Source organism: Streptomyces sp. NPDC001903 (assembly GCF_042891345.1).
Taxonomy (GTDB): Bacteria; Actinomycetota; Actinomycetes; order Streptomycetales; family Streptomycetaceae; genus Streptomyces.
Genome location: NZ_JBIASZ010000015.1, coordinates 21,513 through 43,143, shown reverse-complemented (window position 1 = coordinate 43,143; position 21,631 = coordinate 21,513). Strand labels below are relative to the sequence as shown.

21 protein-coding genes are annotated in these 21,631 nt (G+C 71.7%); 5 read left to right on the top strand and 16 right to left on the bottom strand.

Annotated elements, in window-relative coordinates:
• Positions 1–117 precede the first annotated feature (117 nt).
• Together ACFYZS_RS28825 and mscL are read left to right on the top strand one after the other, a co-directional pair.
• Positions 118–456 carry a hypothetical protein gene (locus ACFYZS_RS28825; RefSeq protein ID WP_389018617.1) on the top strand — a complete coding sequence of 113 codons (339 nt, stop codon included), beginning with the start codon at positions 118–120 and terminating at the stop codon, positions 454–456.
• 138 nt (positions 457–594) lie between these two features.
• Positions 595–1,152, top strand: coding sequence for a large conductance mechanosensitive channel protein MscL (gene mscL, locus ACFYZS_RS28820; RefSeq protein WP_389018613.1), 558 nt, complete (start codon positions 595–597; stop codon positions 1,150–1,152).
• A 4-nt stretch (positions 1,153–1,156) separates the two neighbouring features.
• Here the strand turns inward: mscL and ACFYZS_RS28815 are convergent, their stop codons facing one another.
• From ACFYZS_RS28815 to ACFYZS_RS28770, 10 genes are all read right to left on the bottom strand, one after another.
• Positions 1,157–1,378 (bottom strand): hypothetical protein, encoded by a 222-nt coding sequence (locus ACFYZS_RS28815; protein ID WP_389018611.1) that lies wholly within the window; start codon positions 1,376–1,378, stop codon positions 1,157–1,159.
• Between the two features lie 67 nt (positions 1,379–1,445).
• Positions 1,446–2,885: a NarK family nitrate/nitrite MFS transporter gene (locus ACFYZS_RS28810; RefSeq protein WP_389018608.1), complete on the bottom strand. Its 1,440-nt coding sequence runs from the start codon at positions 2,883–2,885 to the stop codon at positions 1,446–1,448.
• A gap of 2 nt (positions 2,886–2,887) precedes the next feature.
• Positions 2,888–3,256, bottom strand: coding sequence for a hypothetical protein (locus ACFYZS_RS28805; RefSeq protein WP_389018605.1), 369 nt, complete (start codon positions 3,254–3,256; stop codon positions 2,888–2,890).
• The gene (locus ACFYZS_RS28800) at positions 3,253–3,906 is read right to left on the bottom strand and encodes a ubiquinol-cytochrome c reductase iron-sulfur subunit (RefSeq protein ID WP_389018602.1); all 654 of its coding nucleotides are present in this window, start codon (positions 3,904–3,906) and stop codon (positions 3,253–3,255) included. Before ACFYZS_RS28800 ends, ACFYZS_RS28805 begins: the two co-directional genes overlap by 4 nt.
• On the bottom strand, positions 3,903–4,502 hold the full coding sequence (locus tag ACFYZS_RS28795; protein WP_030865674.1) for a 4Fe-4S dicluster domain-containing protein: 600 nt from the start codon (positions 4,500–4,502) through the stop codon (positions 3,903–3,905). Before ACFYZS_RS28795 ends, ACFYZS_RS28800 begins: the two co-directional genes overlap by 4 nt.
• 7 nt (positions 4,503–4,509) lie before the next feature.
• The gene (locus ACFYZS_RS28790) at positions 4,510–6,828 is read right to left on the bottom strand and encodes a molybdopterin oxidoreductase family protein (RefSeq protein WP_389018598.1); all 2,319 of its coding nucleotides are present in this window, start codon (positions 6,826–6,828) and stop codon (positions 4,510–4,512) included.
• Complete coding sequence (locus ACFYZS_RS28785) at positions 6,825–7,958, bottom strand: MFS transporter (protein ID WP_389018595.1); 1,134 nt, start codon at positions 7,956–7,958, stop codon at positions 6,825–6,827. The genes ACFYZS_RS28790 and ACFYZS_RS28785 overlap by 4 nt, the downstream gene beginning before the upstream one ends.
• Before the next feature lie 83 nt (positions 7,959–8,041).
• Complete coding sequence (gene pflA / locus ACFYZS_RS28780; protein ID WP_389018592.1) at positions 8,042–8,821, bottom strand: pyruvate formate-lyase-activating protein; 780 nt, start codon at positions 8,819–8,821, stop codon at positions 8,042–8,044.
• Positions 8,822–8,932: 111 nt separating this feature from the next.
• Positions 8,933–11,203 carry a formate C-acetyltransferase gene (gene pflB, locus ACFYZS_RS28775; RefSeq protein WP_389018589.1) on the bottom strand — a complete coding sequence of 757 codons (2,271 nt, stop codon included), beginning with the start codon at positions 11,201–11,203 and terminating at the stop codon, positions 8,933–8,935.
• Between the two features lie 455 nt (positions 11,204–11,658).
• Entirely contained in the window at positions 11,659–13,083 is a 1,425-nt protein-coding gene (locus ACFYZS_RS28770; protein ID WP_389018585.1) for an MFS transporter, read from the bottom strand.
• Positions 13,084–13,278: 195 nt separating this feature from the next.
• On the opposite strand from ACFYZS_RS28770, the gene ACFYZS_RS28765 reads away from it, so the two are divergent.
• Positions 13,279–14,433 carry a low temperature requirement protein A gene (locus ACFYZS_RS28765; RefSeq protein ID WP_389018582.1) on the top strand — a complete coding sequence of 385 codons (1,155 nt, stop codon included), beginning with the start codon at positions 13,279–13,281 and terminating at the stop codon, positions 14,431–14,433.
• Positions 14,434–14,496: 63 nt separating this feature from the next.
• Positions 14,497–15,765 (top strand): cytochrome P450, encoded by a 1,269-nt coding sequence (locus ACFYZS_RS28760; protein ID WP_389018579.1) that lies wholly within the window; start codon positions 14,497–14,499, stop codon positions 15,763–15,765.
• 95 nt (positions 15,766–15,860) lie between these two features.
• On the opposite strand, the gene ACFYZS_RS28755 is transcribed toward ACFYZS_RS28760, so the two are convergent.
• Together ACFYZS_RS28755 and ACFYZS_RS28750 are read right to left on the bottom strand one after the other, a co-directional pair.
• Positions 15,861–16,352: a DUF5949 family protein gene (locus ACFYZS_RS28755; protein WP_389018577.1), complete on the bottom strand. Its 492-nt coding sequence runs from the start codon at positions 16,350–16,352 to the stop codon at positions 15,861–15,863.
• Between the two features lie 56 nt (positions 16,353–16,408).
• Complete coding sequence (locus tag ACFYZS_RS28750; protein WP_389018573.1) at positions 16,409–17,002, bottom strand: hypothetical protein; 594 nt, start codon at positions 17,000–17,002, stop codon at positions 16,409–16,411.
• 162 nt (positions 17,003–17,164) lie between these two features.
• Between ACFYZS_RS28750 and ACFYZS_RS28745 the strand changes: the two genes are divergently transcribed.
• A complete protein-coding gene (locus ACFYZS_RS28745; protein ID WP_389018570.1) occupies positions 17,165–17,605 on the top strand; it encodes a DUF6299 family protein in 441 nt (146 codons plus the stop codon).
• Positions 17,606–17,648: 43 nt separating this feature from the next.
• Here the strand turns inward: ACFYZS_RS28745 and ACFYZS_RS28740 are convergent, their stop codons facing one another.
• The 4 genes from ACFYZS_RS28740 to ACFYZS_RS28725 all read right to left on the bottom strand — a co-directional run bounded on the left by ACFYZS_RS28740 (position 17,649) and on the right by ACFYZS_RS28725 (position 21,598).
• The gene (locus ACFYZS_RS28740; RefSeq protein ID WP_389018567.1) at positions 17,649–17,828 is read right to left on the bottom strand and encodes a hypothetical protein; all 180 of its coding nucleotides are present in this window, start codon (positions 17,826–17,828) and stop codon (positions 17,649–17,651) included.
• Between the two features lie 89 nt (positions 17,829–17,917).
• Positions 17,918–20,005, bottom strand: coding sequence for a SpoIIE family protein phosphatase (locus tag ACFYZS_RS28735; protein WP_389018564.1), 2,088 nt, complete (start codon positions 20,003–20,005; stop codon positions 17,918–17,920).
• A gap of 12 nt (positions 20,006–20,017) precedes the next feature.
• Positions 20,018–20,305 carry a hypothetical protein gene (locus tag ACFYZS_RS28730; protein WP_389018561.1) on the bottom strand — a complete coding sequence of 96 codons (288 nt, stop codon included), beginning with the start codon at positions 20,303–20,305 and terminating at the stop codon, positions 20,018–20,020.
• 18 nt (positions 20,306–20,323) lie between these two features.
• Positions 20,324–21,598: an NAD(P)-binding domain-containing protein gene (locus tag ACFYZS_RS28725; protein WP_389018558.1), complete on the bottom strand. Its 1,275-nt coding sequence runs from the start codon at positions 21,596–21,598 to the stop codon at positions 20,324–20,326.
• Positions 21,599–21,631: the final 33 nt, after the last annotated feature.

The window sequence follows — 21,631 nt, the reverse complement described above, 5'->3', positions numbered from 1 at the left end:
CCGCCCTTTGCGCCGCTTCGCGTCGGCCGGGGCGGAGACCGGCTGCGCCGGGCCGTGCGGCGCCGGCGGCGTGCCGCTTCGGGCGGACTGGCCGTCCTGGCGGCCGCACTGGCCGTGGTGGGTGGAACGGAGGCCGCCCAGGCCTCGCGGGGCGCCGCGCCGACGGAGGTGAAGGCGCCGCCGGTGGCGGTGCGGTGGGTCTCGGCTCCGGTGCGCATCGCGGACGCGGCGACGGTGCGGCTGTTGCGGCCCGGGGACCGGGTGGATGTGGTCGCGGCGGAGCGCGCGGGCCCGCCGCGGGTGGTGGCCGCGGGCGCGCGCGTGGCCGAAGTGCCCGCTCCGGAGAAGGGTGTCGCGGACGCCGGGGCGCTGGTCGTCCTGTCGGTGCCCCGGGACACCGCGCGGGCCCTCGTCGGGGCGGGCGCGGCGGCACGGCTGGCGGTGACACTGTGCTGAACCGGACCGGGACGAATCGCACTGGCGTTCGGTCAAGTCATCACAAGCCGGGCCCCGATTGGACACGCCGGGCCCGGACTGCCGTAGCTTTCGGAACCGTTGGCTCCATGTTCGGCGGATTCGAAGAGAGGCTCAGTGGTGAGCGAGCAGAAGAAGGAGAGCGTCCTGGCGGGCTTCAAGGCCTTCCTGATGCGCGGCAACGTGGTCGACCTGGCGGTGGCGGTCGTCATCGGCGCCGCGTTCACGAACATCGTGAACTCGGTGGTGAAGGGGATCATCAGTCCGCTGGTCGGCGCCGTGGGGACCAAGAGCCTGGACGGCTACACGTCCTGCCTGAAGGGCCCCTGCGGCATCGACGCGAAGGGGGATGCCATCGGAGTGAACATCCTGTGGGGCTCGGTGCTGAACGCCGCGCTGACCTTCCTGATCACCGCCGCGGTCGTCTACTTCCTGATGGTGCTGCCGATGGCGAAGTACCTGGCCAAGGTGGAGCAGCGCCGCAGGGCCAAGGAGGGCGTCCAGGAGACCATGGAGATCACCGAGCTGGTGGTCCTCAAGGAGATCCGGGACGAGCTGGTCGCCCAGCGCGCCCACCAGAACGGTCAGTACGGCCAGGCCGGACACGCCGGCCAGGCCGGGTACGGGAACCAGGGCGGCCAGAGCGGTCACCCCGGCCACCCCGGCTCCGGGTACTGACAGGTCAGACGTGGTGCGGCGGCTTCTCGTCGAGGAAGCGGGCCAGGTCGGCCGCGCTCCCGGCGGAGGCCGGCCGCTCGCCCCACCCGCGGTCGGTGTCGTCCGAGGACTGCTGGTCCAGCGGGTCGTCGAAGACGAGCCGGGGCTTGGGCCGCGCCGCGGGGGCGGCCTCGGGCCGGGCCTGCGGCTGCGGGGAGTGGGGGTCGGAGGCGGGGGTGCTGCTCATGCCTCCAGAGTACGGCCGCACCCGCCCCGGCCCGCGGCCCCGCTGCCGTCCCGGTCCCGGCCCGGGGTCAGCTCGGGGCCTCGGCGCCCGGGCGGGCGTAGAACCACCAGCACACGGCCAGGCAGGTGGCGTAGAAGCCGATGAAGAGCCACAGCGCGTTCGTGACGGCCATGGCCGCGAACATCGCAGGGATGAAGAAGAACCCGTAGGCGGCGATGGCGGAGGAGAAGCCGGTGACGGCGCCCGCCTCCATCTCCGACTGCTTCAGGGCCGCGGCCTGCGCCTCGGCCCCCTTGCCCTCGGCCTCCCGCATGTGCTGGTCGCGGAAGATCACCGGGATCTGCCGGAAGGTCGATCCGTTGCCCAGGCCGGAGAAGGCGAAGGCGGCGAGGAAGCCGATGAAGAACGCCCAGAAGCTGCCCTGGTCGCCGCCCGAGGGCAGCGCGAAGATCACCACGACCAGGGCCGCGGCCATGCCGACGAACGACAGCATGGTGACCCTGGCGCCGCCCATCTTGTCGGAGAGCCAGCCGCCGGCCCAGCGCGTGAGAGCGCCGACGAACGGGCCGATCCAGGCATAGGTGGTCGCCTGGTAGCCCTGCGCCTCGAAATTGTTCTTGATCAGCAGGGGCAGGCCGGCGGCGAAGCCGATGAAGGACCCGAACGTGCCGACGTAGAGCCAGGTCATCAGCCAGTTGTGCTTGCGCTTGAAGATGATCTTCTGCTGGCTGAAGGGGGCCGCGGCCACCCGGAGGTCGTTCATCAGGAACCAGGCGAGCAGCGCCATGATCACCAGCAGCGGCACCCAGAGGAACGCGCCGTTCTGGAGCCAGATGTCGGTGTTCTCCTTCGCGTCGTGCTGCGGACCGCCCGCCGGCGCGCCCAGTACGGCGGCGGTGACCACCAGCGGGGCGACCAGCTGCACCACGCTCACGCCGAGGTTGCCGAGGCCTCCGTTGAGGCCGTTGGCACTGCCCTTCTCCCGCTTGGGGAAGAAGAAGCCGATGTTCGCCATCGAGGAGGCGAAGTTGGCGCCGCCGATCCCGCAGACGGCCGCGATCAGCGCCAGCTCCCAGTACGGGGTGCCGGTGTCCTGGAGCGCGAAGCCCAGCCAGAGCATGGGGGCGATCAGGATGATCGTGCTGAACGAGGTGAACTTCCGCTCGCCGAAGATCGGCCCGATGAAGGTGTAGAGGATCCGGAAGGTGCCGCCGGTGATGCCCGGGATGGCGGTCAGCCAGAACAGCTGCGACTTCGAGAAGCCGAAGCCCACGTCGTTCAGCTTCACCACGGTGACCGACCAGACCTGCCAGACCACGAAGCCGAGCATCAGCGCCGGGATCGAGACCCAGAGGTTGCGCTGGGCGACGGTGCGGCCGGTGGACTGCCAGAATCCCTCGTCCTCGGGCCGCCAGTCTCCGATGGTGGCACCGGGCTTGTAGGTCTCGCGGCGGTGCGAGCGCACCGGGGACGGCGTGGGGGTGGGGGTGGGGGTGGGTATGGACATGGTCATCGGTCCTTCGGGTCGAGGAGCCACAGTCCCAGCACGACGAGGAAGGACAGGACCAGGAATCCCGCACCCCACCAGGCCGTGCCGGTGTTGCCCTCCATCCACTCGTTGACGGTCACCGTCAGCGCCCAGAGCTGGCCGATCACGACCGTGAGGGCCAGGGCCAGACGGGCGTTGAGCTTCGAGGAGCGTTCCGGCTCCTGTTCGGATCCGGCTCCGGGGCCGGGGCCCGTGTGCCGGATCCGCGGGTCGCCGTAGCCGCTGGTGGGGCGGATCTGCGGATACCGCTCCCGCACCGGCCGGTTCAGCCGTGGCTGGGCACTGCCCGGTCGGTAGTCCGGGCGCGGGGGCAGGCGGCCGTCGCTCATGTCCGCCTGCTCTCGGTGGCGCGGTCGGCACCGGCGCAGCCGAGCCTGCGGGCCGCCTCGGGGCGGGACTCGCCGAACTGCCGGCACAGCGCTTCCCTCGCCGGCTCCCCCGACCGGGCGGTCGCGACGGCCCAGACGCTGCCGTCGACCTCCTCGGTCAGGAAGATCCTGGGGAGGGGACGCGGGGGCGGGCCGGCGGTCACCTCGCCGGTGCGGGCGTCGAAGACGCCCTCGTGGCAGGGGCAGTACAGCTCCCCGTCGGCTCCCCGGTCCTCGCGCCACAGCACGGCGCAGGCCAGGTGGGTACAGACGGCGGAGTAGCCGACGAGGGAGCCGTCCGACAGCCGTACGGCCAGGGCCCGGTCCTCGTCCCCGGGGAAGCGGAAGGCCACGGACTGGCCCGACGCCAGCTGGTCGGCGACCTTCTTGGCCCGGGGCAGGGTCTCGCTGTCGCCGTGCCGGTGCAGGATGCCGGAGGCGACGCCCACACCGCCGATGGCGAGGCCGCCGGAGACGGTGGCCACGATCCGGAGGTAGTCGCGGCGGGTGGTGAGGGAGTCGGCGCTGATCCGGTCGCGCAGCCGTTCGGCGGCGTCCTCGCCCGCGAGTTCCGGTCCCGTGGCGGGCGGGGGCGGTTCGGTGAGGCTCATCGGACATCCACTCCGTTGATCTCGACGACGGGCAGGCCGCCGGGGACGGGCCACTGGACCTTGTCGGCGGGGACCACCATCGCGACGCCGGTGCTGACCATGACGTCGCCGAAGGCGAAGGAGTCGGCGACCTGTACGCCGGGGCGCTCGGCCTGGAGCTCTTCGAGGGTTCCGTAGAAGAGGGCTCCGGTCGGGCAGACGGTGGCGCACATCGGGGCCAGGCCGTAGGCGGTGCGGTCGTAGCAGAGGTTGCACTTCATCTGGAGCTTCGCCTGGAGGTCGATCTTCGGGACGCCGAAGGGGCAGGCGTTGACGCAGTTGGCGCAGCCGATGCAGCGGGTGGTGTCGGCCTGTTGGACCACGCCGTCGGCGGTCACCAGGATCGCGTCGGCGGGGCAGACCTCGGCGCAGGGCGCGACCGGGTCCTCGCAGTGCATGCAGACGGTCGGGAGGGAGGCGACGGACATGCCGGGCTCGGTGTAGTCCAGGTGGATCATCGATTTGCCGCGGTGGGAATCGCATTCGCGGCAGGCGGAGACGCAGGCCTGACAGCCGATGCAGCGCCCCGGGTCGATGAAGATCGTGCGGCCCATCATGGCGGGGTCAGCTCCTCTCCGCCGTGCCACGGCCCTGCGGGGACGTGGGAGGCAGGCGGTCGGTGCGGGAGGCCTGGGCCTCCGGGTAGGCCTCGTGGCCCGGGGCCGTGGGCGGCGCGGGCACCTCGTCGACCCGCTCGGCGGCCTCGATCCGGGCGGCGCAGACCTTGTACTCGGGGATCTTCGAACGCGGGTCGAGGGCGTCGATGGTCAGGGCGTTCGCGGCCGTCGGGACGGGCCAGTGGTACGGGATGAAGACGGTGTCGGGGCGGATGGCCTCGGTGACCAGGGCCGGGAAGACCTCGCTGCCGCGGCGGGTGACCACCCGGACCGGGTCGCCGTTGCTGAAGCCGTGCGAGGGGTGGACCTCCACCCAGGGGCGCGGGGTCTGCTCGACGAGGGCGCCCAGGCGGCGGGTCTGGTTGCCGGAGAGGAAGTGCGCGACGGTGCGGCCGGTGGTGAGCGAGAGGGGGAATTCGTCGGTGTAGGCGTCCATGGGCGGATGCCACTCCACGACCTGGAGGTGGATCTTTCCGTCGGGGTGGTAGGTCCGGCCGTCCTCGAACAGCCGGGGTGTGCCCGGGTGCTCGGTCGACGGGCAGGGCCAGGCGATCCCGCCGGTATCCTCCAGCCGGTCGTAGGTGATGCCGTAGTAGTCGTTGACCGTGCCCGCTGAGGCGATCCGCAGCTCCTCGAACACCTCGCGGGAGCCCGGGAACTCGAAGTGGCGCCCGGCACCGAGCCTGCGGGCCAGCTCGCAGATGACCCAGGTGTCGGTGCGCACCCCGGCGGGGGGCTCCTGGGCCTTGTTGTGCTTGACCACGCGGGCCTCCGCGTTGGCCATCACGCCCTCGTCCTCGGCCCAGGTGGTGACGGGGAAGACCACGTGGGCGTTGGCCGCGGTCTCGGAGAGGAAGAAGTCGAACTGGGCGTGGAACTCGGCGGTGTCGTAGCCGTCCTTGACCACCGCGTAGTTGGGGAGGGAGACGAAGGGGTTGTTGCAGATGCCGATGAGACCGCGGATCTCCTTCCGCTGCATCTGCCAGACCATCTCCATCATGGAGGTGCCGGCGCCGGGGAGTTCGGATTCCTCGATGCCCCAGATCCGGCAGATCTGCGCCCGGTGTTCCGGGTTGGTGATGGAGCGGCCGCCGGGGAGGAGGTCGGACTTCTGCCCGTGTTCGCGCCCGCCCTGGCCGTTGCCCTGGCCGGTGATGGTGCCGTAGCCGGCGCCGGGCTTGCCGATGTTGCCGGTGGCGACGCACAGGTTGATGACGGAGAGGCAGTTCTCGACGCCCTGGGAGTGGTGTTCGATGCCGCGGGCGTGCCAGGCCATGGCCTTGCCCGCGCCGGCGAAGGCGCGCGCCACCTGGATGATCTGCTCGGCGGGGACCCCGCAGATCTCGGCGGAGCGGGCGGGCGGGTACTGCGCGACGGTTGCCTTGACCTCGTCCCAGCCGGTGGCGTGGGCGGCGAGGTAGGCCTCGTCGGTCAGCCCCTCGGCGACGACCACGTGGAGGACGGCGTTGAAGAAGGCGGAGTCGGTACCCGGCTTGATCGCGACGTGGATGTCGGCGGTGCGGGCGATGGCCGTCTCGCGCGGGTCGACCACGATCAGCGTGGCACCCCGGTCCCGTGCGCCCCACAGGTACTGGGTCATCACGGGGAAGCACTCCCCCACGTTCGACCCGGCGATGAGCAGGCAGTTCGTGAGGAGGATGTCGGAGAAGGGGTTGCCGGCCCGGTCGATGCCGAAGGCGAGCTTGTTGGCGCCCGCGGCGCTGACCATGCACAGGCGGCCGTTGTAGTCGACGTGCTTGGTCTTGAGCGCCACCCGGGCGAACTTGCCGACCAGGTACGTCTTCTCGGAGAACAGGCTGGCGCCGCCGAGCAGCCCGAAGGCGTCGTTCCCGTACGCGCCCTGGATGCGGCGGATCTCGGAGACGGTGAAGTCGAGGGCCTCGTCCCAGGAGCACTCCCGGAACTCCTCGTCCCGGGAGCGGCGCATCAGTGGCACAGTCAGCCGGTCGGGGTGGTTGACCTGCTGGTAGGCGTTGATGCCCTTGGGGCACAGCCTCATCCGGTTGATGTCGTGGTTGCGGGGCTCGACGCCGAAGACCTTGCCGCCGCGGTCCACCCTCAGGTACATCCCGCACTGCACCCCGCAGAAGCAGCAGTGGGTGGGGACGAGGGTCTCGCCGTTCTGGTCGGCGTGCCACTGGTCGGCCGGGATGCCGCCCGCATCGCGGAAGTTGCGCGTACCGGGCGGGGCGATCGACGGGTCGAGGGGCAGCGCGGCCGGCTTGGCGGGGTCCGTCGCGGTCACTTGAAGCCCTTCTTGACGTGCGCGAGGTACGCGTTGCCGCGCAGGACCCGCTTGCAGCGCGGGCAGTATTCGACGAAGGCGTTGAAGTCGAGCTTGAGGTCCTGCATGGTGCCGCGCAGGTTCTCGACGTACGGGGTGGTGTCGACCGGCTCGCCGCAGCGCTTGCAGGCGAAGACCTGCTCGTCCTGGCGGGCCGTGTACTTGAACAGCTGCATGCCGACGGCGGCGGGCCGCTGGACGATGTGGAAGAACTTCCCGAACGGGATGTAGATGAGGGTGAACACCACCGACACCATGTGCATCAGCGCCAGGAACTCGTATCCGCCGCCGTGCAGGAAGACCGACGAGAAGGTCAGCAGCAGCCCGGTCACCGAGATCACGATCAGGCAGATCAGCGGCAGCAGGTCGTGGGCGAAGCGCTGGCCGGTGACGGCCCCGCGGTCCTTCATCCGCCGCCACAGGAAGTACGAGGCCCCGGGAATCACGAGCACGGCGGCGATGTCCAGGCCGTGGAACATCAGCCAGCCGACGACGTTCAGCGCGTTGAAGCCGAGGATCTTGAAGCCCCAGATCCGCATCTCGTAGCCGGGTCCCGAGCCGGTGGAGGAGGTGAAGGTGAACCAGCCCCAGGTGAGCGGGAAGGTGATCGCGGCGGCCAGCAGGCAGCCCCAGAAGATCAGCTGGTGGGCGGCCCAGCGGGAGCGCGAGCGGGCCCCGAGGAACTTCTGGAAGCCGAGGTAGGTGGCGATCATCCGCGGTACGGCGGTGGGGGCCTTGCGGAAGTTCGCGGCGGAGAAGAAGCTGCCGAAGCCCTTCTTGAACAGGCGCCGGGCGCCGGGAGCGGAGACCCAGACCGTGTACCGGTAGGCCACGCCGAAGGCGAGGAACACGGTGGCGACGGCGTACGGGAGCAGCGCGGAGTCGAAGTCGCGCAGGAGTCGGCTGCCCAGCACGATCGCGGCGATGAGCAGGAGCGAGACGACCGTGCCGGCGAGCGTGGCCCGTGCGGTGACGGACGGGCCGGCCGGCGGGAGGGTCCCCGTCAGCGGCGGCTCGGCCGGACGCGGAGGCACGGACGGGGGCGGGGGCGGTGGCGGCTCCGCGGCGAGGGCTTCTGAGGGCTCGGACACAGCACCACGCTAGGTGGTTTGTACCGATTAGGCCCGTTATGACGTAGTCGGAGGTAGGCCGGTCGGGTGAGGTCCGGCAAGGCTCAGACCGCCGTCAGCCCCCGCGCCTCGAAGGCGGCCCTGGCCTGCGCGATCTGCTCCGCCGTGGGCGACGGGGTGTCGTGCAGCGTGAACTCCTTGCCGAGCGCCCGCCACTTCCCCTCCCCCAGCTTGTGGAAGGGCAGGACGTCGACCCGCGAGACGTTGCCGAGGCCCGCGGCGAAGGCGGCGACGCCCTCGACGTTCTCCGGGGCGTCGGTCAGCCCCGGCACCAGCACGAAGCGCAGGTGCACCTCCTTGCCGAGGTCGGCGAGGCGCCGGGCGAAGTCCAGCGTCGGCTGCAGCGGCCGCCCGGTCACCTTCCGGTAGGTCTCGCGGTCCCATGACTTGACGTCCAGGAGCACCAGGTCCACATCGCGCAGCAGCGCGGGGGTGGCCCGGACGCCGAGGAACCCGGAGGTGTCCAGGGCGGTGTGCAGCCCGAGCTCGTGCTTCATCCGGTGCAGCAGTTCGCCCGCGAAGACGGGCTGGAGCAGCGGTTCGCCGCCGGAGACGGTGGCGCCGCCGCCCGAGGCGGAGATGAACCGCGTGTACTTGCGGGCCTCGGCGATGACGTCGGCGGCGGAGGTGCGCTTGCCGGCCCGCATCCGCCAGGTGTCGGGGTTGTGGCAGTACAGACAGGTCAGCGGGCATCCGGAGAGGAAGGTGACGAAGCGGGTCCCGGGGCCGTCGACCCCCGTGGACAGGTCCCAGGAGTGCACCGAGCCCTCGCTGGGCCGGTGGGTCGCGGCAGCGGCCGGGGTCGAAGGAAGCAGGATGGTCATGGCAGGCACCCCTTGAGCGGTGGTCCGTCGTTTCTCGATCCCGGTCGGAGATCCTTGGTGCGCGGTCCGGAGCCGGATGAGGGCCGGCCCCGGACCGCACGGTCCTTCGGGCTACAGCGAGCCGTGGAAGGTGCGGTTCAGCACGTCGAGCTGCTGGTCCCGCGTCAGCCGGACGAAGTTCACCGCGTAGCCGCTGACCCGGATGGTCAGCTGCGGGTGGTTCTCGGGGTGCTCCATGGCGTCCCGCAGCACGTCGCGGTTGAGCACGTTGACGTTCATGTGGAAGCCGTCGCTGGCCATGTAGCCGTCGAGGACGCCCGCCAGGTTCTCGATCCGCTCCTCGGGAGTGCGGCCCAGGCCGTCGGGGGTGACGGTGTTGGTCAGCGAGATGCCGTCCTCGGCGTCCTCGTACGGCAGCTTCGCGACCGACAGCGCCGAGGTGACGTAGCCGTGGGTGTCACGGCCGTTCATCGGGTTGGCGCCCGGGGAGAAGGGCTCGCCGGCGCGGCGGCCGTCCGGGGTGTTGCCGGTCTTCTTGCCGTAGACCACGTTCGAGGTGATCGTCAGCACGGACTGCGTGTGCTCGGCGCCCCGGTACGTCGGGTGGCGGCGCACCTTGCGCATGAACTCCTCGACCAGCCGGACCGCGATGGCGTCGACCCGGTCGTCGTTGTTCCCGTACGCCGGGTACTCGCCCTCGACGGTGTAGTCGGTGGCCAGGCCGGTCTCGTCCCGGTGCACGCGGACCTTCGCGTACTTGATGGCGGAGAGGGAATCGGCGGCCACCGACAGGCCGGCGATGCCGCAGGCCATCGTGCGGCGCACGTCGCGGTCGTGGAGCGCCATCTCGATGCGCTCGTAGGCGTACTTGTCGTGCATGTAGTGGATGACGTTCAGGGCGTGGACGTAGGTGTCGGCGAGCCACTCCATCTGCTCGTCGAACTTGGCCATGACCTCGTCGTAGTCGAGCACGTCCGCGGTGATGGCACCGCCGGCCGGGCCGACCTGGGCGCCCGACTTCTCGTCCCGGCCGCCGTTGATCGCGTACAGCAGGGTCTTGGCGAGGTTCACGCGGGCGCCGAAGTACTGCATCTGCTTGCCGACCGGCATCGCCGAGACGCAGCACGCGATCGCCGTGTCGTCGCCGAAGCGCGGGCGCATCAGCTCGTCGGACTCGTACTGCACCGAGGAGGTGTCGATCGAGACGCGCGCGCAGAACTCCTTGAAGCCCCGCGGCAGCCGCGGGGACCAGAAGACGGTCATGTTCGGCTCGGGGGCCGGGCCCAGGTTGTAGAGGGTCTGGAGGTAGCGGAAGGAGGTGCGGGTGACCAGCGGGCGGCCGTCCTCGCCCATGCCGGCGATGGACTCGGTGACCCAGGTCGGGTCGCCGGAGAACAGTTCGTCGTACTCGGGCGTGCGCAGGAAGCGCACGATGCGGAGCTTGATGATGAAGTCGTCGACGAGTTCCTGCGCCTGCTCCTCCGTCAGGAGCCCGGCCTCGATGTCGCGCTGGAGGTAGACGTCGATGAAGGTGGAGGTGCGGCCCAGCGACATGGCCGCGCCGTTCTGCTCCTTCACCGCGGCCAGGTACGCGAAGTACATCCACTGGATGGCCTCGCGGCCGGTGCGCGCGGGCGCGGAGATGTCGTGGCCGTAGGAGGCGGCCATCGCCTTGAGCTCGGCGAGCGCGCGGATCTGCTCGGAGAGCTCCTCGCGCAGGCGGATCGTCTCCTCCAGCGGGCGGGGGCCCGCGGAGAGGGAGTTCAGCTCCTCCTTCTCCTCCTTCTTGACCGCGATGAGGCGGTCGACGCCGTAGAGGGAGACCCGGCGGTAGTCGCCGATGATGCGGCCGCGGCCGTACGCGTCCGGCAGCCCGGTGACCACTCCGGCCTTGCGGGCGGCGCGGATCTCGGGGGTGTAGGCGTCGAAGACACCGGCGTTGTGGGTCTTGCGGTACTCCGTGAAGACCTTCTCCAACTCCTCGGAGACCGGGTAGCCGTACGTCTCCAGGGCGCCGGCGACCATGCGCCAGCCGCCGTACGGCATGATCGCGCGCTTGAGCGGGGCGTCGGTCTGGAGGCCGACGATCAGGTCCTTGTCGCGGTCGATGTACCCGGGCGCGTGCGAGGTGATGGTCGACGGGATGTCGTACGCGACGTCGAGGACGCCCTTCTCGCGCTCCTCGGGGAACTTGTCCGTGATGGCCTTCCACACGGCGGTGGTGCGGGGGGTGGGTCCGGCCAGGAACGCGTCGCCGCCTTCGTACGGCGTGTAGTTCTGCTGGATGAAGTCGCGGACGTCGATGGCGTCGCGCCACGGACCGCCCTGGAAGCCCTCCCAGGCCTCGCCGTTCTCGGTGGTCTCCACAGGAGTGGCAGTCATGGCCGGCACCTCTCGATCCGTCGCGTCATCGCTTGTCTCCATTGCACGCCTTTTGATCGATCATTTGCCGCCGCGTTGGTCCCGACCTGCGGCCCGAAGGTCCCGCCGCGCCCGGCGGCTCGACCACCACACCACCGCTGACCTGCCGTTTTCCCTGGACCGAAAGGCCTTTGTTCGCTTGTGAATGGATTCACAAAGATGCGCGAACGCCGGCAGGGCTGGACGGTCCGCTCCAGCCCCACCGGCGTTCGACGTGCCGGGTCCGCGCAAAGACACCCCCTAGGGGGTGTCCGCGAAGTAGCGCCGTGCGCCCGCAGGGCGGTCCCGTGGCGTCCGGTGCGTGCTCTCGGCGTGCCGGGCGGAAGCCGGTGTACTGGACGTACTCGGGATTTCGCCCGGTGCGCCGAGAGCGCGTGCCGGACGCCACGGGACAGGCGGGACTTCGCGGACACCCCCTAGCTCGGGGCCTCCGCGCCCTTGCGGGCGTAGAACCACCAGGCCACCGCCACGCAGCTGGCGTAGAAGCCCACGAAGCCCCACATCGCGCTGGTCACCGCGAAGTTGGCGAACATCGCCGGGATGAAGAAGAACCCGTACGCGGCGATCGCCGCCGTGAAACCGGTGACCGCACCCGACTCGATCTCCGCCTGCTTCAGCGCGGCCGCGTACTGCGGGCTGCCCTCCGCCAGGCCCTTCAGGTGCTGTCCCCGGAAGATCACCGGGATCTGGCGGAACGTCGAGCCGTTCCCGATGCCCGAGAAGAAGAACGCCGACAGGAAGCAGAGGAAGAAGCCGTGGAAGGAGCCCTGGTCGGAGCCGGAAGGCAGGAAGGTGATCACGCCGATGATCGAGGCGGCCATGCCGGCGAACGACAGGATCGTCACCCGGGCGCCGCCCAGCTTGTCGGCGATCCAGCCGCCCGCCCAGCGGGCGAGGGCGCCCAGCGCCGGGCCCATCCAGGCGTAGGTGGCCACGGAGTACGCCGGGAAGGTGGTCTTGATGAGCAGCGGGAGGGCCGCCGCGAAGCCGATGAAGGAGCCGAAGGTGCCGACGTACAGCCAGGTCATCAGCCAGTTGTGCTTGCGCTTGAAGATGACCTTCTGCTGGCTGAAGGGGGTGGAGGCCACCTTCAGGTCGTTCTGGCCGAACCAGGCGACGGCGGCGAGGACGATCAGGACCGGGACCCAGACGAACGCCGCGTTCTGCAGGTAGATCTCCGAGCCGTCGGCCTTCTTCCGGCCCGCCCCGATGGCCAGTACGGACGAGGTGATCAGGATCGGGGTGAGCAGCTGCACCACGGACACGCCCAGGTTGCCCAGGCCGCCGTTGATGCCGGTCGCGTTGCCCTTCTCCTGCTTCGGGTAGAAGAAGCCGATGTTGGCCAGCGAGGAGGAGAAGTTGGCGCCGCCGATGCCGCACAGCGCGGCGATCGCGACCATCGTGCCGTACGGGGTGTCCGGGTTCTGCACGGCGAAGCCCAGCCAGAGCAGCGGGCCGATCAGCACCACCGTCGAGATCGCCGTGAACCGGCGCTGGCCGATCATCGGCCCGAGGAAGGTGTAGAGGATCCGCGCCGTGCCGCCGGTGATGCCCGGGACGGCCGTCAGCCAGAACAGCTGCGACTGGCTGAAGCCGAAGCCCACGTCCTTGAGGCTCGTCGCCGTGATGCTCCAGACCTGCCAGACCACGAAGGCCACGAGCAGGGCCGGCACCGCGATCCACAGGTTGCGGGTGGCGACCCGCTTGCCCGTGGTCCGCCAGAAGGACGGATCCTCCGGCGTCCAGTCCGTGATGGTGCGGCCGGGGCGGTACTGCGCCGGATCGGGCGCCTGCGCGCGGCGGCCCGTCTCCGTGCGCAGCTCCTGCGTGGCGGAACTCATGGCATGTCCTGGTGGTTTGGGAAGACCCCTGAGGGTCCTGACCTCTCCAGGCTCCGCCCCGGCCGCCCCCCGGCATCAGAGGAGAACGTCGCGCGGTCGGCAAGGACAAGGTCCCGTCGCCCACAGTGCGTAGGTCTGGGGCTCCGGCCGCGCGCCTCGCCTGCCGACCGGCGTACGGCTGCTGTCCTGTGCGGTATGACGTACGTACCGATGACCTCCCGCAGCCGGCACGAGAGCCACCGGGCCTCGACTCCGCTGGAGCTGTTCTTCGACCTCTGCTTCGTCGTCGCCGTGGCGCAGGCCGGCCGGCAGCTCGTCCACGCGCTCGCCGAGGGCCACGTCGGCGACGGCATCACCGGCTACCTCTTCGTCTTCTTCGGGGTGTGGTGGGCCTGGATGAACTTCACCTGGTTCGCCTCCGCCTACGACGTCGACGACGTGCCGTACCGGATCGCGACCCTCGTGCAGATCGCCGGCGTGCTCATCTACTCGGCCGGGATCCCGCGCGCCTTCAACGACAACGACTGGACCGTCTCCGTCCTCGGCTACGTGGTGATGCGCCTCGCGCTCACCCTGCAGTGGCTGCGCGCCGCCGCCGGGGAGCGGGGGCCGGCCCGGCGCACCGCGCTCACGTACGCGATCGGCCTGCTGGTCTGCCAGGTCGGCTGGGTGGCGCTGCTCGCCGCCCCCGAGCACTCCCGCAGGTGGCTGTTCCTGGTCCTGGTGGTGGTCGAGCTGCTGATCCCGGCCCTCGCCGAGCGCAGCTACCAGACCCAGTGGCATCCGCACCACATCGCCGAGCGGTACGGCCTGTTCACCATCATCGTGCTCGGCGAGACCGTCGCCGCCAGCACGGTCGCGGTCCAGTCCGCGATCGACGAGCACGAGGCGCTGGGCGAGCTGCTGCCGATCGCCGCCGGCGGTCTGCTGCTGGTCTACGCGGCCTGGTGGATCTACTTCGCCGTCCCCGCGCACGACCGGCTGCGGAGCAATCGCGAGGCCATCCCGTGGGGGTACGGGCACTACGTGATCTTCGCGTCGGCCGCCGCCATCGGGGCCGGCCTCGAAGTGGCGATCGAGCACGCGGTCGGCAAGGCCCACGTCTCGGCCCTGTCCGCCAACCTCGCGGTGTGCGTCCCGGCGGCGCTCTTCCTGGCCTTCGTCTGGCTCCTGCACTCGCGCCACTTCAAGCGGGGCACCGCCGAGCAGCTGGTGCTGCCGCTCACGGCGCTGGCGATCCTCGCCTGCGCGTGGACCGGGCCGCAGGCGGTGCTCTGGGCCGGGCTGGTCGCCTCCGCCGCCGTCGCGGTGGGCGTGACCTTGGCCCACCGGGAGCGTTCTGGTGCGTGAGGACGGCGGGCGGCACGGCCGCGGCGGCCAGGGCGAGCGCGCCGGCGACAGGGAGAAGAAACGATGAAGGTCCCGGTACAGCGGTACGCGGACACGGGCGCGGCGGTGGCGGAGTACGGGGAGCTCGCCGACCCGGCGTTCTGGCAGCAGCCCCCGGCGGCCCGGCTCGCGGCGTTCGCCCGGCTGCGGGCCCTGGACTCGCCGGTCTTCGTGCCCGAGGGCAAGGGCCGCGGGCACTGGGCCCTCGTACGGCACGCGGACGTGCAGGAGGCCAGCCGGCTGCCGAAGGTGTTCGCCAGCGCGCCCGGGGTGACCACGCCCGAGCCGGCCCGGTGGGTGCGGGCGCTGTTCGGGGACTCGATGGTCAACCTGGACGGCGTGGACCACGCCCGGCTGCGCAAGATCGTGCAGCGGGCGTTCACTCCGCGGCTGCTGGCGGCGGCCGAGGCGGACATCCACGCGGTGGCCGCACGGATCGTGGACGACGTACTGGCGCAGGAGCCCGACGAGTTCGTCACGGCGGTGGCCTCGCGGCTGCCGCTGGAGGTCATCTGCAACATGATGGGGATCCCGGAGCGATACCGCGCCGAGATCGCCGACCGCGTCAACCACGCCTCGGAGAACATCGGCGTCGAACGGGGCCTGGCCTCGCGGCTGCGGATGCCCGGGCGCGGGCTGCGGGCCCTGGCCAAGATGCAGCGGATGGTCGCGGGAATCGGCCGGGAGCGGCGCAAGAACCCCACAGACGACCTGATCTCGGCGCTGGTCTGCGCCGATGTGGACGGGCAGGCGCTCAACGCCCGCCAGCTGGGGGCGTTCTTCTCGCTGCTGATGGTGGCCGGGGTGGAGACCACCCGCAACGCGATCACGCACGGGCTGACCCTGCTGACCGACAACCCCGACCAACGGGACCTGCTGCTCTCGGACTTCGAGAAGCACGCGGACGGAGCGGTGGACGAGATGATCCGCCACTCGACGCCGATCATCCAGTTCCGCCGGACCGTGACCACCGAACACGCCCTGGGCGGGCACCTGCTGCGGCCCGGGGACAAGGTGGTGCTGTACTACGCCTCCGCCAACCGCGACGAGGCCGTCTTCCGCGACCCCGACGCCTTCGACATCACCCGCTCGCCCAATCCGCACCTGGGCTTCGGCGGCGGCGGCCCGCACTTCTGCCTGGGCGCGCACCTGGCCCGGGTGGAGATGAAGGCCCTCTTCCGCGAGCTGCTGACGCGGCCGGTGGGGCTGCGGGCGGTGGGGCTGCCGGACCTGGCGGGCTCGAACTTCGACAACCGTGTCCGCTCGCTGAAGTTCGCCTTCGAACGCCCCTGAGGGGCGGTACCGGCCGCCGGGCAGGCTGGGAGCCCGGCGGCCGGAGCGGGGAGCGAGGACTCCGGGGATCCCGAGGCGGATCCCCGGACGCGCCCCTACTGCAGGCGCCGCACCGCGAGCACGCAGTGGGCGCTGCCCGTCAGCACGGACTCGTCGCCCGCGAACTCCTGGAGGGTCTTCGGGTCGACCGGCTGGCCCGGAACGGCCTCGGGCCAGGCGCGCGTGGCGAACAGGAAGTAGGCCTGGCCGCTCTCGTTGGCCGCGGCGACCCACTCGTCCGGGGCGGTGCAGGTCGCGTTCAGCCCGGGCAGGGTCAGCGCGACCTGGTTGTCCGCGAGGACGATCTGGACGGGGAAGCCGGACGGGTTGCGGGTGCCGTCCATGACCACGTCACCGATGGGCAGGCCGATCTCCTCCAGCAGCCCGCGGGCGGCGCTCTCGCCGGCCTCCCGCCCCTGCGGCCCGTCGCCGAGGCTGTAGGCGAGCAGGTACGGGATGTCGTGGCCCTCGGAAGGGTCGCCGATCCAGGCGAGCACGGAAAGGGTGCCGAGGTGGGACCGGTCGGTTTCGGCTTGAGTTGAAGTCATGCGCCGCACCCTAGTGCTCCCGCCACCGCGCCTTTCCGGCCATTCACCCGGGCGGGCTAGACGGCCCAGAATCCCTCTCCGGAATTCGCCTGCATGTTCGCGTCCTGATATTGGAGGCGTACGATGCGCGCCTTTTCCGGAATTTCGAACACCACCCACCCCTCGGCCCGCTGGCCGACCGCGAGGGAATCGAAGACGAGCGGCTTTCCGGTGGTCAGTTCGCCGGTCGGCACCACCCGGTGGCGCCCGCCCGCGCTGTCGTACGCCCACATGCGCCCGAGCTCCCCGTACGAGTCCCCGCCGACGTTGACGAACGACATCGAGGCGGCCACCCAGCGCTTGCCCGCGGGCGGGGCGTAGTTCTTCTCCACGCTGACCGCCGGGTCGACGTACGCGTTGAGCACGGCCTGCAGGTGCCGGCCCATCTGGCGGCCGCGCACCCGTACGGAGTCACCCACATGGGCATCCTTCGAGGCGGCCCCGGCCGCCGCCGGATCCTCCCCGGACCCCGGCGCCCCGTCGTCCACCGGGACGGCGGGCGCCGCGGCGGGGGCGAGCGCGGCCCCCTCGGGGGCCCCTGAGCAGGCCGTGGCACCGAACAGCAGGAAGGGCAGGAGAGCGGCGGCGAGGACGGAAGCGGACTGGCGCATGCGTGATCCCTTCGGGGACCTTCGGACGGTATTTCCGCCAGTCTCACGCGCCCGAGCGGGCAATTGCACACACCGACACGGGTGTGCGGAAGGAGTTGCCCGCCATCTGCCAGCACAATGCGTTTCGGCGCTTTTGTGTCGACCCACCCCCATGGAGGATTCATGCGAGTTCCCACCCGCCGCCTGGCCGTGGCGGCGCTTTCCGCGCTGGCCGCCGCCACCGCGTTCACCGCCCCCGCCGACGCCCGCTCCCACGAGAATGCGATTTCCGTACAGGAAGTCGGTCACATTTCCGATGGCGGCCGCGTCACCCTTTACGGGACCTACGTGTGCGAGCCCTCGTCACCCCGTGGGGTGCAAATCCAGGTGACGCTCGCCCAGGACTCGACCCGCCTGGGCTTCGGCGGCCAGCAGGCCGAGTGCGACGGGCGGGAGCACGACTGGTCCGCGTCCGCCTCGCTGGAGCTGGTGAACCTGCACCCGGGCGCCGCCGCTGCGGAGGCCGGGCTCCAGGCGGCGAGCCTGCACTCCGGGTTCACGCTGCGCGTGGCCTACCTGGCGCAGACCGAGCGGGACGTCCACCTGGAAGAGCAGCACGGCTGACCCGTCGGTCGGCCCGCGGCCGACGGCCGAGCGGTGGCCGCCGCTACCGGCAGGCGGGGGCCACGCCGGTCATCGACATGAACGCGACGGTGCGGCAGCCGGGATCCGCGTGCGGGCGCCCGGCCGTACGGTGCACGGCCGTCGGTACGCCGACGGCCAGCAGGAGCAGCGCGAGGAGAGCGGTCGCGGCCCCCCTGCCCGGCCGCTTGTTCAGCCGGTGCACGGCGGGGTCCCGGTCCGTGTGGTCGTCCGTTCCATGGACCGCATCATCACTCCGGCCCCGGCATCCCACAACTCGGGGTGACCACGCCGTCACCCCACACTGCGCACGCTGCCCGCGACGTCGAACTCGCACCACACCGCTTTGCCGTCGCCCCGGGACTCCACGCCCCAGTGCGTGGCCAGCGCGTCCACGAGCAGCAGCCCGCGCCCGGTGGTCGCGGCCTCCCCCGGGGTGCGCCGGCGCGGCCAGACGCTGGAGCGGTCCTTGACCCACAGCCGGATCCGCCGGACCGGCTCCGGCAGCACCTCCATGGTCAGCACCGCCCCGCCGTCCGTGTGCAGCAGGGCGTTGACCAGCAGTTCCCCGGCGGCCAGTTCCACGTCGTCGGCGAGTTCCGGCATGCCCCAGTCGCGCAGGGCCTGGCGCAGGGCGTAGCGGGCCTCCGAGAGCCCCTCCGGGTCCGCCTGGTGGATGTACTGGTGGATCCGCGGGGCCCGGTGGGTGCCCGGGTCGGGGGCCCGGCGCAGCACCAGCAGGGCCACGTCGTCCCCGGAGCCCCAGCGCTCCCAGAGCCGGTCCGAGAGGTGGTCGGCGAGCGCCCCCGCCTCCTGCGGGCCGCTGCGCACGGCGTGCGCGAGGGCCTCCATGCCCTGGGTGATGGCGGTGCCGGGCTCTTCGACCAGGCCGTCCGTGCACAGCACCAGCGTCTCCCCGGGCACCAGGTCGAGCCGGGTCTCGGGGAAGTCCTCCTGCTCGAAGACCGAGGCCAGCCCCAGCGGCAGTCCGCCCCGTACGTTGGGCCAGCCCGTACGCCCGTCCGTGTGCCGGATCAGCGGGCCGAGATGGCCCGCGCGGACCGCCCGTACGCCGCCGGTCTCCAGGTCCACCTGTGCGTACATGCAGGTCGCGAAGCGCTCGGTGTCCAGCTCGGCCAGGAAGCGCGAGGCCCGGGCCAGGACGGTGGACGGCGGATGGCCCTCCCCCGCGTACGCCCGCAGCGCGATCCGCAGCTGGCCCATGATCGCCGCCGCGTGCGTGTCGTGTCCCTGTACGTCGCCCACGACGATGCCGACCCGGTCGCGGGGCAGCGCGATCACGTCGTACCAGTCCCCGCCGACCTCCCGCCCGCTCCACGCGGAGTGGTAGCGCACCGCGATCTCCCCGCCGCTGATCTCGGGGATCCGGCGCGGCAGCATCGAGGCCTGCAGGCCCGTGGCGAACTCCCGCTCCTGGTCGAACAGGAGCGCCCGCTGGAGGGACTGCGCCACGATGCCGGCCAGACCCAGGCAGAGGTTGCGCTCCTCCGGGCTGAACTCGGTGCGCCGCCGGTAGAACAGCACCAGCCCGCCGATGGCCTTGGCCTGCGCGATCAGCGGCAGATAAGCGGCCGCGTCGAAGCGGATCCGTCGCAGGTAGTCCGCGAGCAGGGGGAACTCGCCCGCCAGTTCGCCGAGGGAGGTGACGAACCGGGCCTTGCGGGTGAGCACCGCCTGCGACAGCGGCAGCGAGCCGTCCAGCCGGGTGAAGCGACGCTCGCTGAGGATCTCCAGGGACTCCCCGCTGAGCGCGATGATCTTGATGGCGCCGTTCTCGACCAGCCCCAGGGCCAGCCCGTCCGCGCCGAGCCGCTCCAGCGCCCCCGCCCCGGTCAGGGTGGCCGTGACGTCGTCGACGGTCACCGCCCGCGACAGGGCCTCCGTGGTCCGCTGCACGATCGTGGCCTGCTGGGCCCGCGCCGACTCGAGCTTGCGCAGCACGGTGGCGTGCGCGAGCTCGGCGGTCGCGTCCCGGACGATCCCGACGATCCGCAGGGGCCGGCCGTCGGCGTCGCGCAGGATCCGGCCCTGGGTGTGCGTCCACTGGTCGACGCCGTCGCGCCGCTGCACGGTGAAGTACGAGCCGTACGTCTCCATGCCGCCGTCCAGGGCCGCCTGCGTGGACTCCGCCAGCCGGGCGCCGTCGTCGGCCGGGATCCGCAGCCCCAGCCCCTCCGGGGTGTCGTCGAACTCCTCCCGCTCCAGGTCGAAGACCACGAGCCCGGACTCGTCGAGCATCAGCCTCCCGGCGTCCAGGTCCCACTCGAAGCTGCCCATGCCGTTCAGCGCGAGCCGCTCGCCGTGCCCCGTCACCGGGCCCCGGCTGCTCTGCCCGGATCTGTCGCGCTCCGCCGCTGCCACGAGACACACCACCTAACGGCCGGGCCAGCACGGCTGGGAGATCAACCGCTCCCACTCCTCGTCAGGATGCCCCGGAAGGGTGCGCCCGGCCTCCTGCCAGCGCTTGACGAGGGAAAGGTAGATCGTCGGCTGGTCCGGTGCCGCGTGCCCGGGCGGGCCGTAGGCGGGAGGGGCGTACGGCGGGGCGGCGACCCTGGACGCGGGCCTCGCGGCGGGCCTGGCCGCGCCGGGCTGCTCCGCCCGGCTCGCGGGAATGCGCACCCAGCCGCGGCCGCCCTGTGCTCTGTGCTCCGCACTCATCGCGGTCCCCTCTCGGCCTCACCGCAGAGACGTCTTCGGATGCCCGGCGCCCGCCCGGTCGGGCCGCGGCGTCCCGGTGGAGCCCGTCTGCCCGCCCCGGGCTCCGAGGCGCTTTCGGACTCCATTGACCAGTCTCCCCGCCGTGAACCCCGCACCGTGCACGAATCGCATGGAAGGGCCGAATGAGGGAGCCGTCAGCAGTCCCGCGAAGAACAGTCCCGGCCACGAGGACTCGAAACCGGCGCTCAGCTCCGGCGTGCCGCCGTCCCCGACGGTGCCGAGGACGGCCCGCAGCCGGGCGTCCAGCAGCTCCAGGCGCCCCAGGTGCGGGGTGAAACCGGTGGCCGCGACCACGTGCGCGACGTCCAGTACGACGGACTCCCCGGCCGCGGTGGTCAGCCCGAGCCGGGTCCGCTCCCCCACCGCCGCCGCCCGGTGCAGCCGGTGGCCCAGCAGTACCGGGACGCTCCGCTCGAACCGGTCCCGCAGCCACCAGGCCCCGGCGGGACCGAGCGCCGTCGCGGCGATCCGCTCCCGGGTCGGCGCGGGCAGCCGGCGCACCGCCCAGGGCAGCTCCGACCACACCCAGCTGCGCCATCCGGTGCCCAGGCCGCTGTGCGGTTCGCGCAGGGCGCGCAGCACCGGGCGCTCCAGCGGCTGGGGCACGGTGTTCCAGTTCAGCCGGGAGCGGCGGGCGACGAGACAGGGCCGGGCCCCGTTCTCCGCCAGCAGCGCGGCGGTCTCCAGAGCCGCCTGCCCCGCCCCGATCACGGCGACCTCCCGGCCGGCGAACCGGGCCAGGTCGCGGTGGCCGCTGCTGTGCGAGCAGTGCCCGGGCGGCAGCCCGCGCAGCGGCTCGGGCAGGTGCACGAACGGCATCACGCCGACCGCCAGCGCGACCGTACGGGCGAGCAGCGGCGGCCCCTCGGCGGTGCGGACCAGGAAGCCCCCGCCCTGCGGGGAGACCTCGGTGACCGTCACCTCCTCCACCTCGGGCACGGCGTGCCGGGCGAACCACATGCCGTACGAGCTGAACACGTCGATCGGCAGCGGGCTGCCGTGCTCGGCCGCCATGCCGCGGCCGGCGCAGTACGCGGCGAGGGTGTGCCGGCCGTCGGGCGCGGAGAGATTGGAGGACCAGGGCTCCGACTTCAGGTACATGCCCTCGGGCATGTGGTCCCGCCACGAGGCCATGGGCCGCCCGAGCACCCGTACGCCGAGCCCGGCCGCCGCCGCGTGCGCGGCGATCGACAGCCCGTACGGCCCGGCGCCGACCACCACGAGATCGTCCATCCGAGTCACCGCTGTCCCTCCAGTCTCATGGAC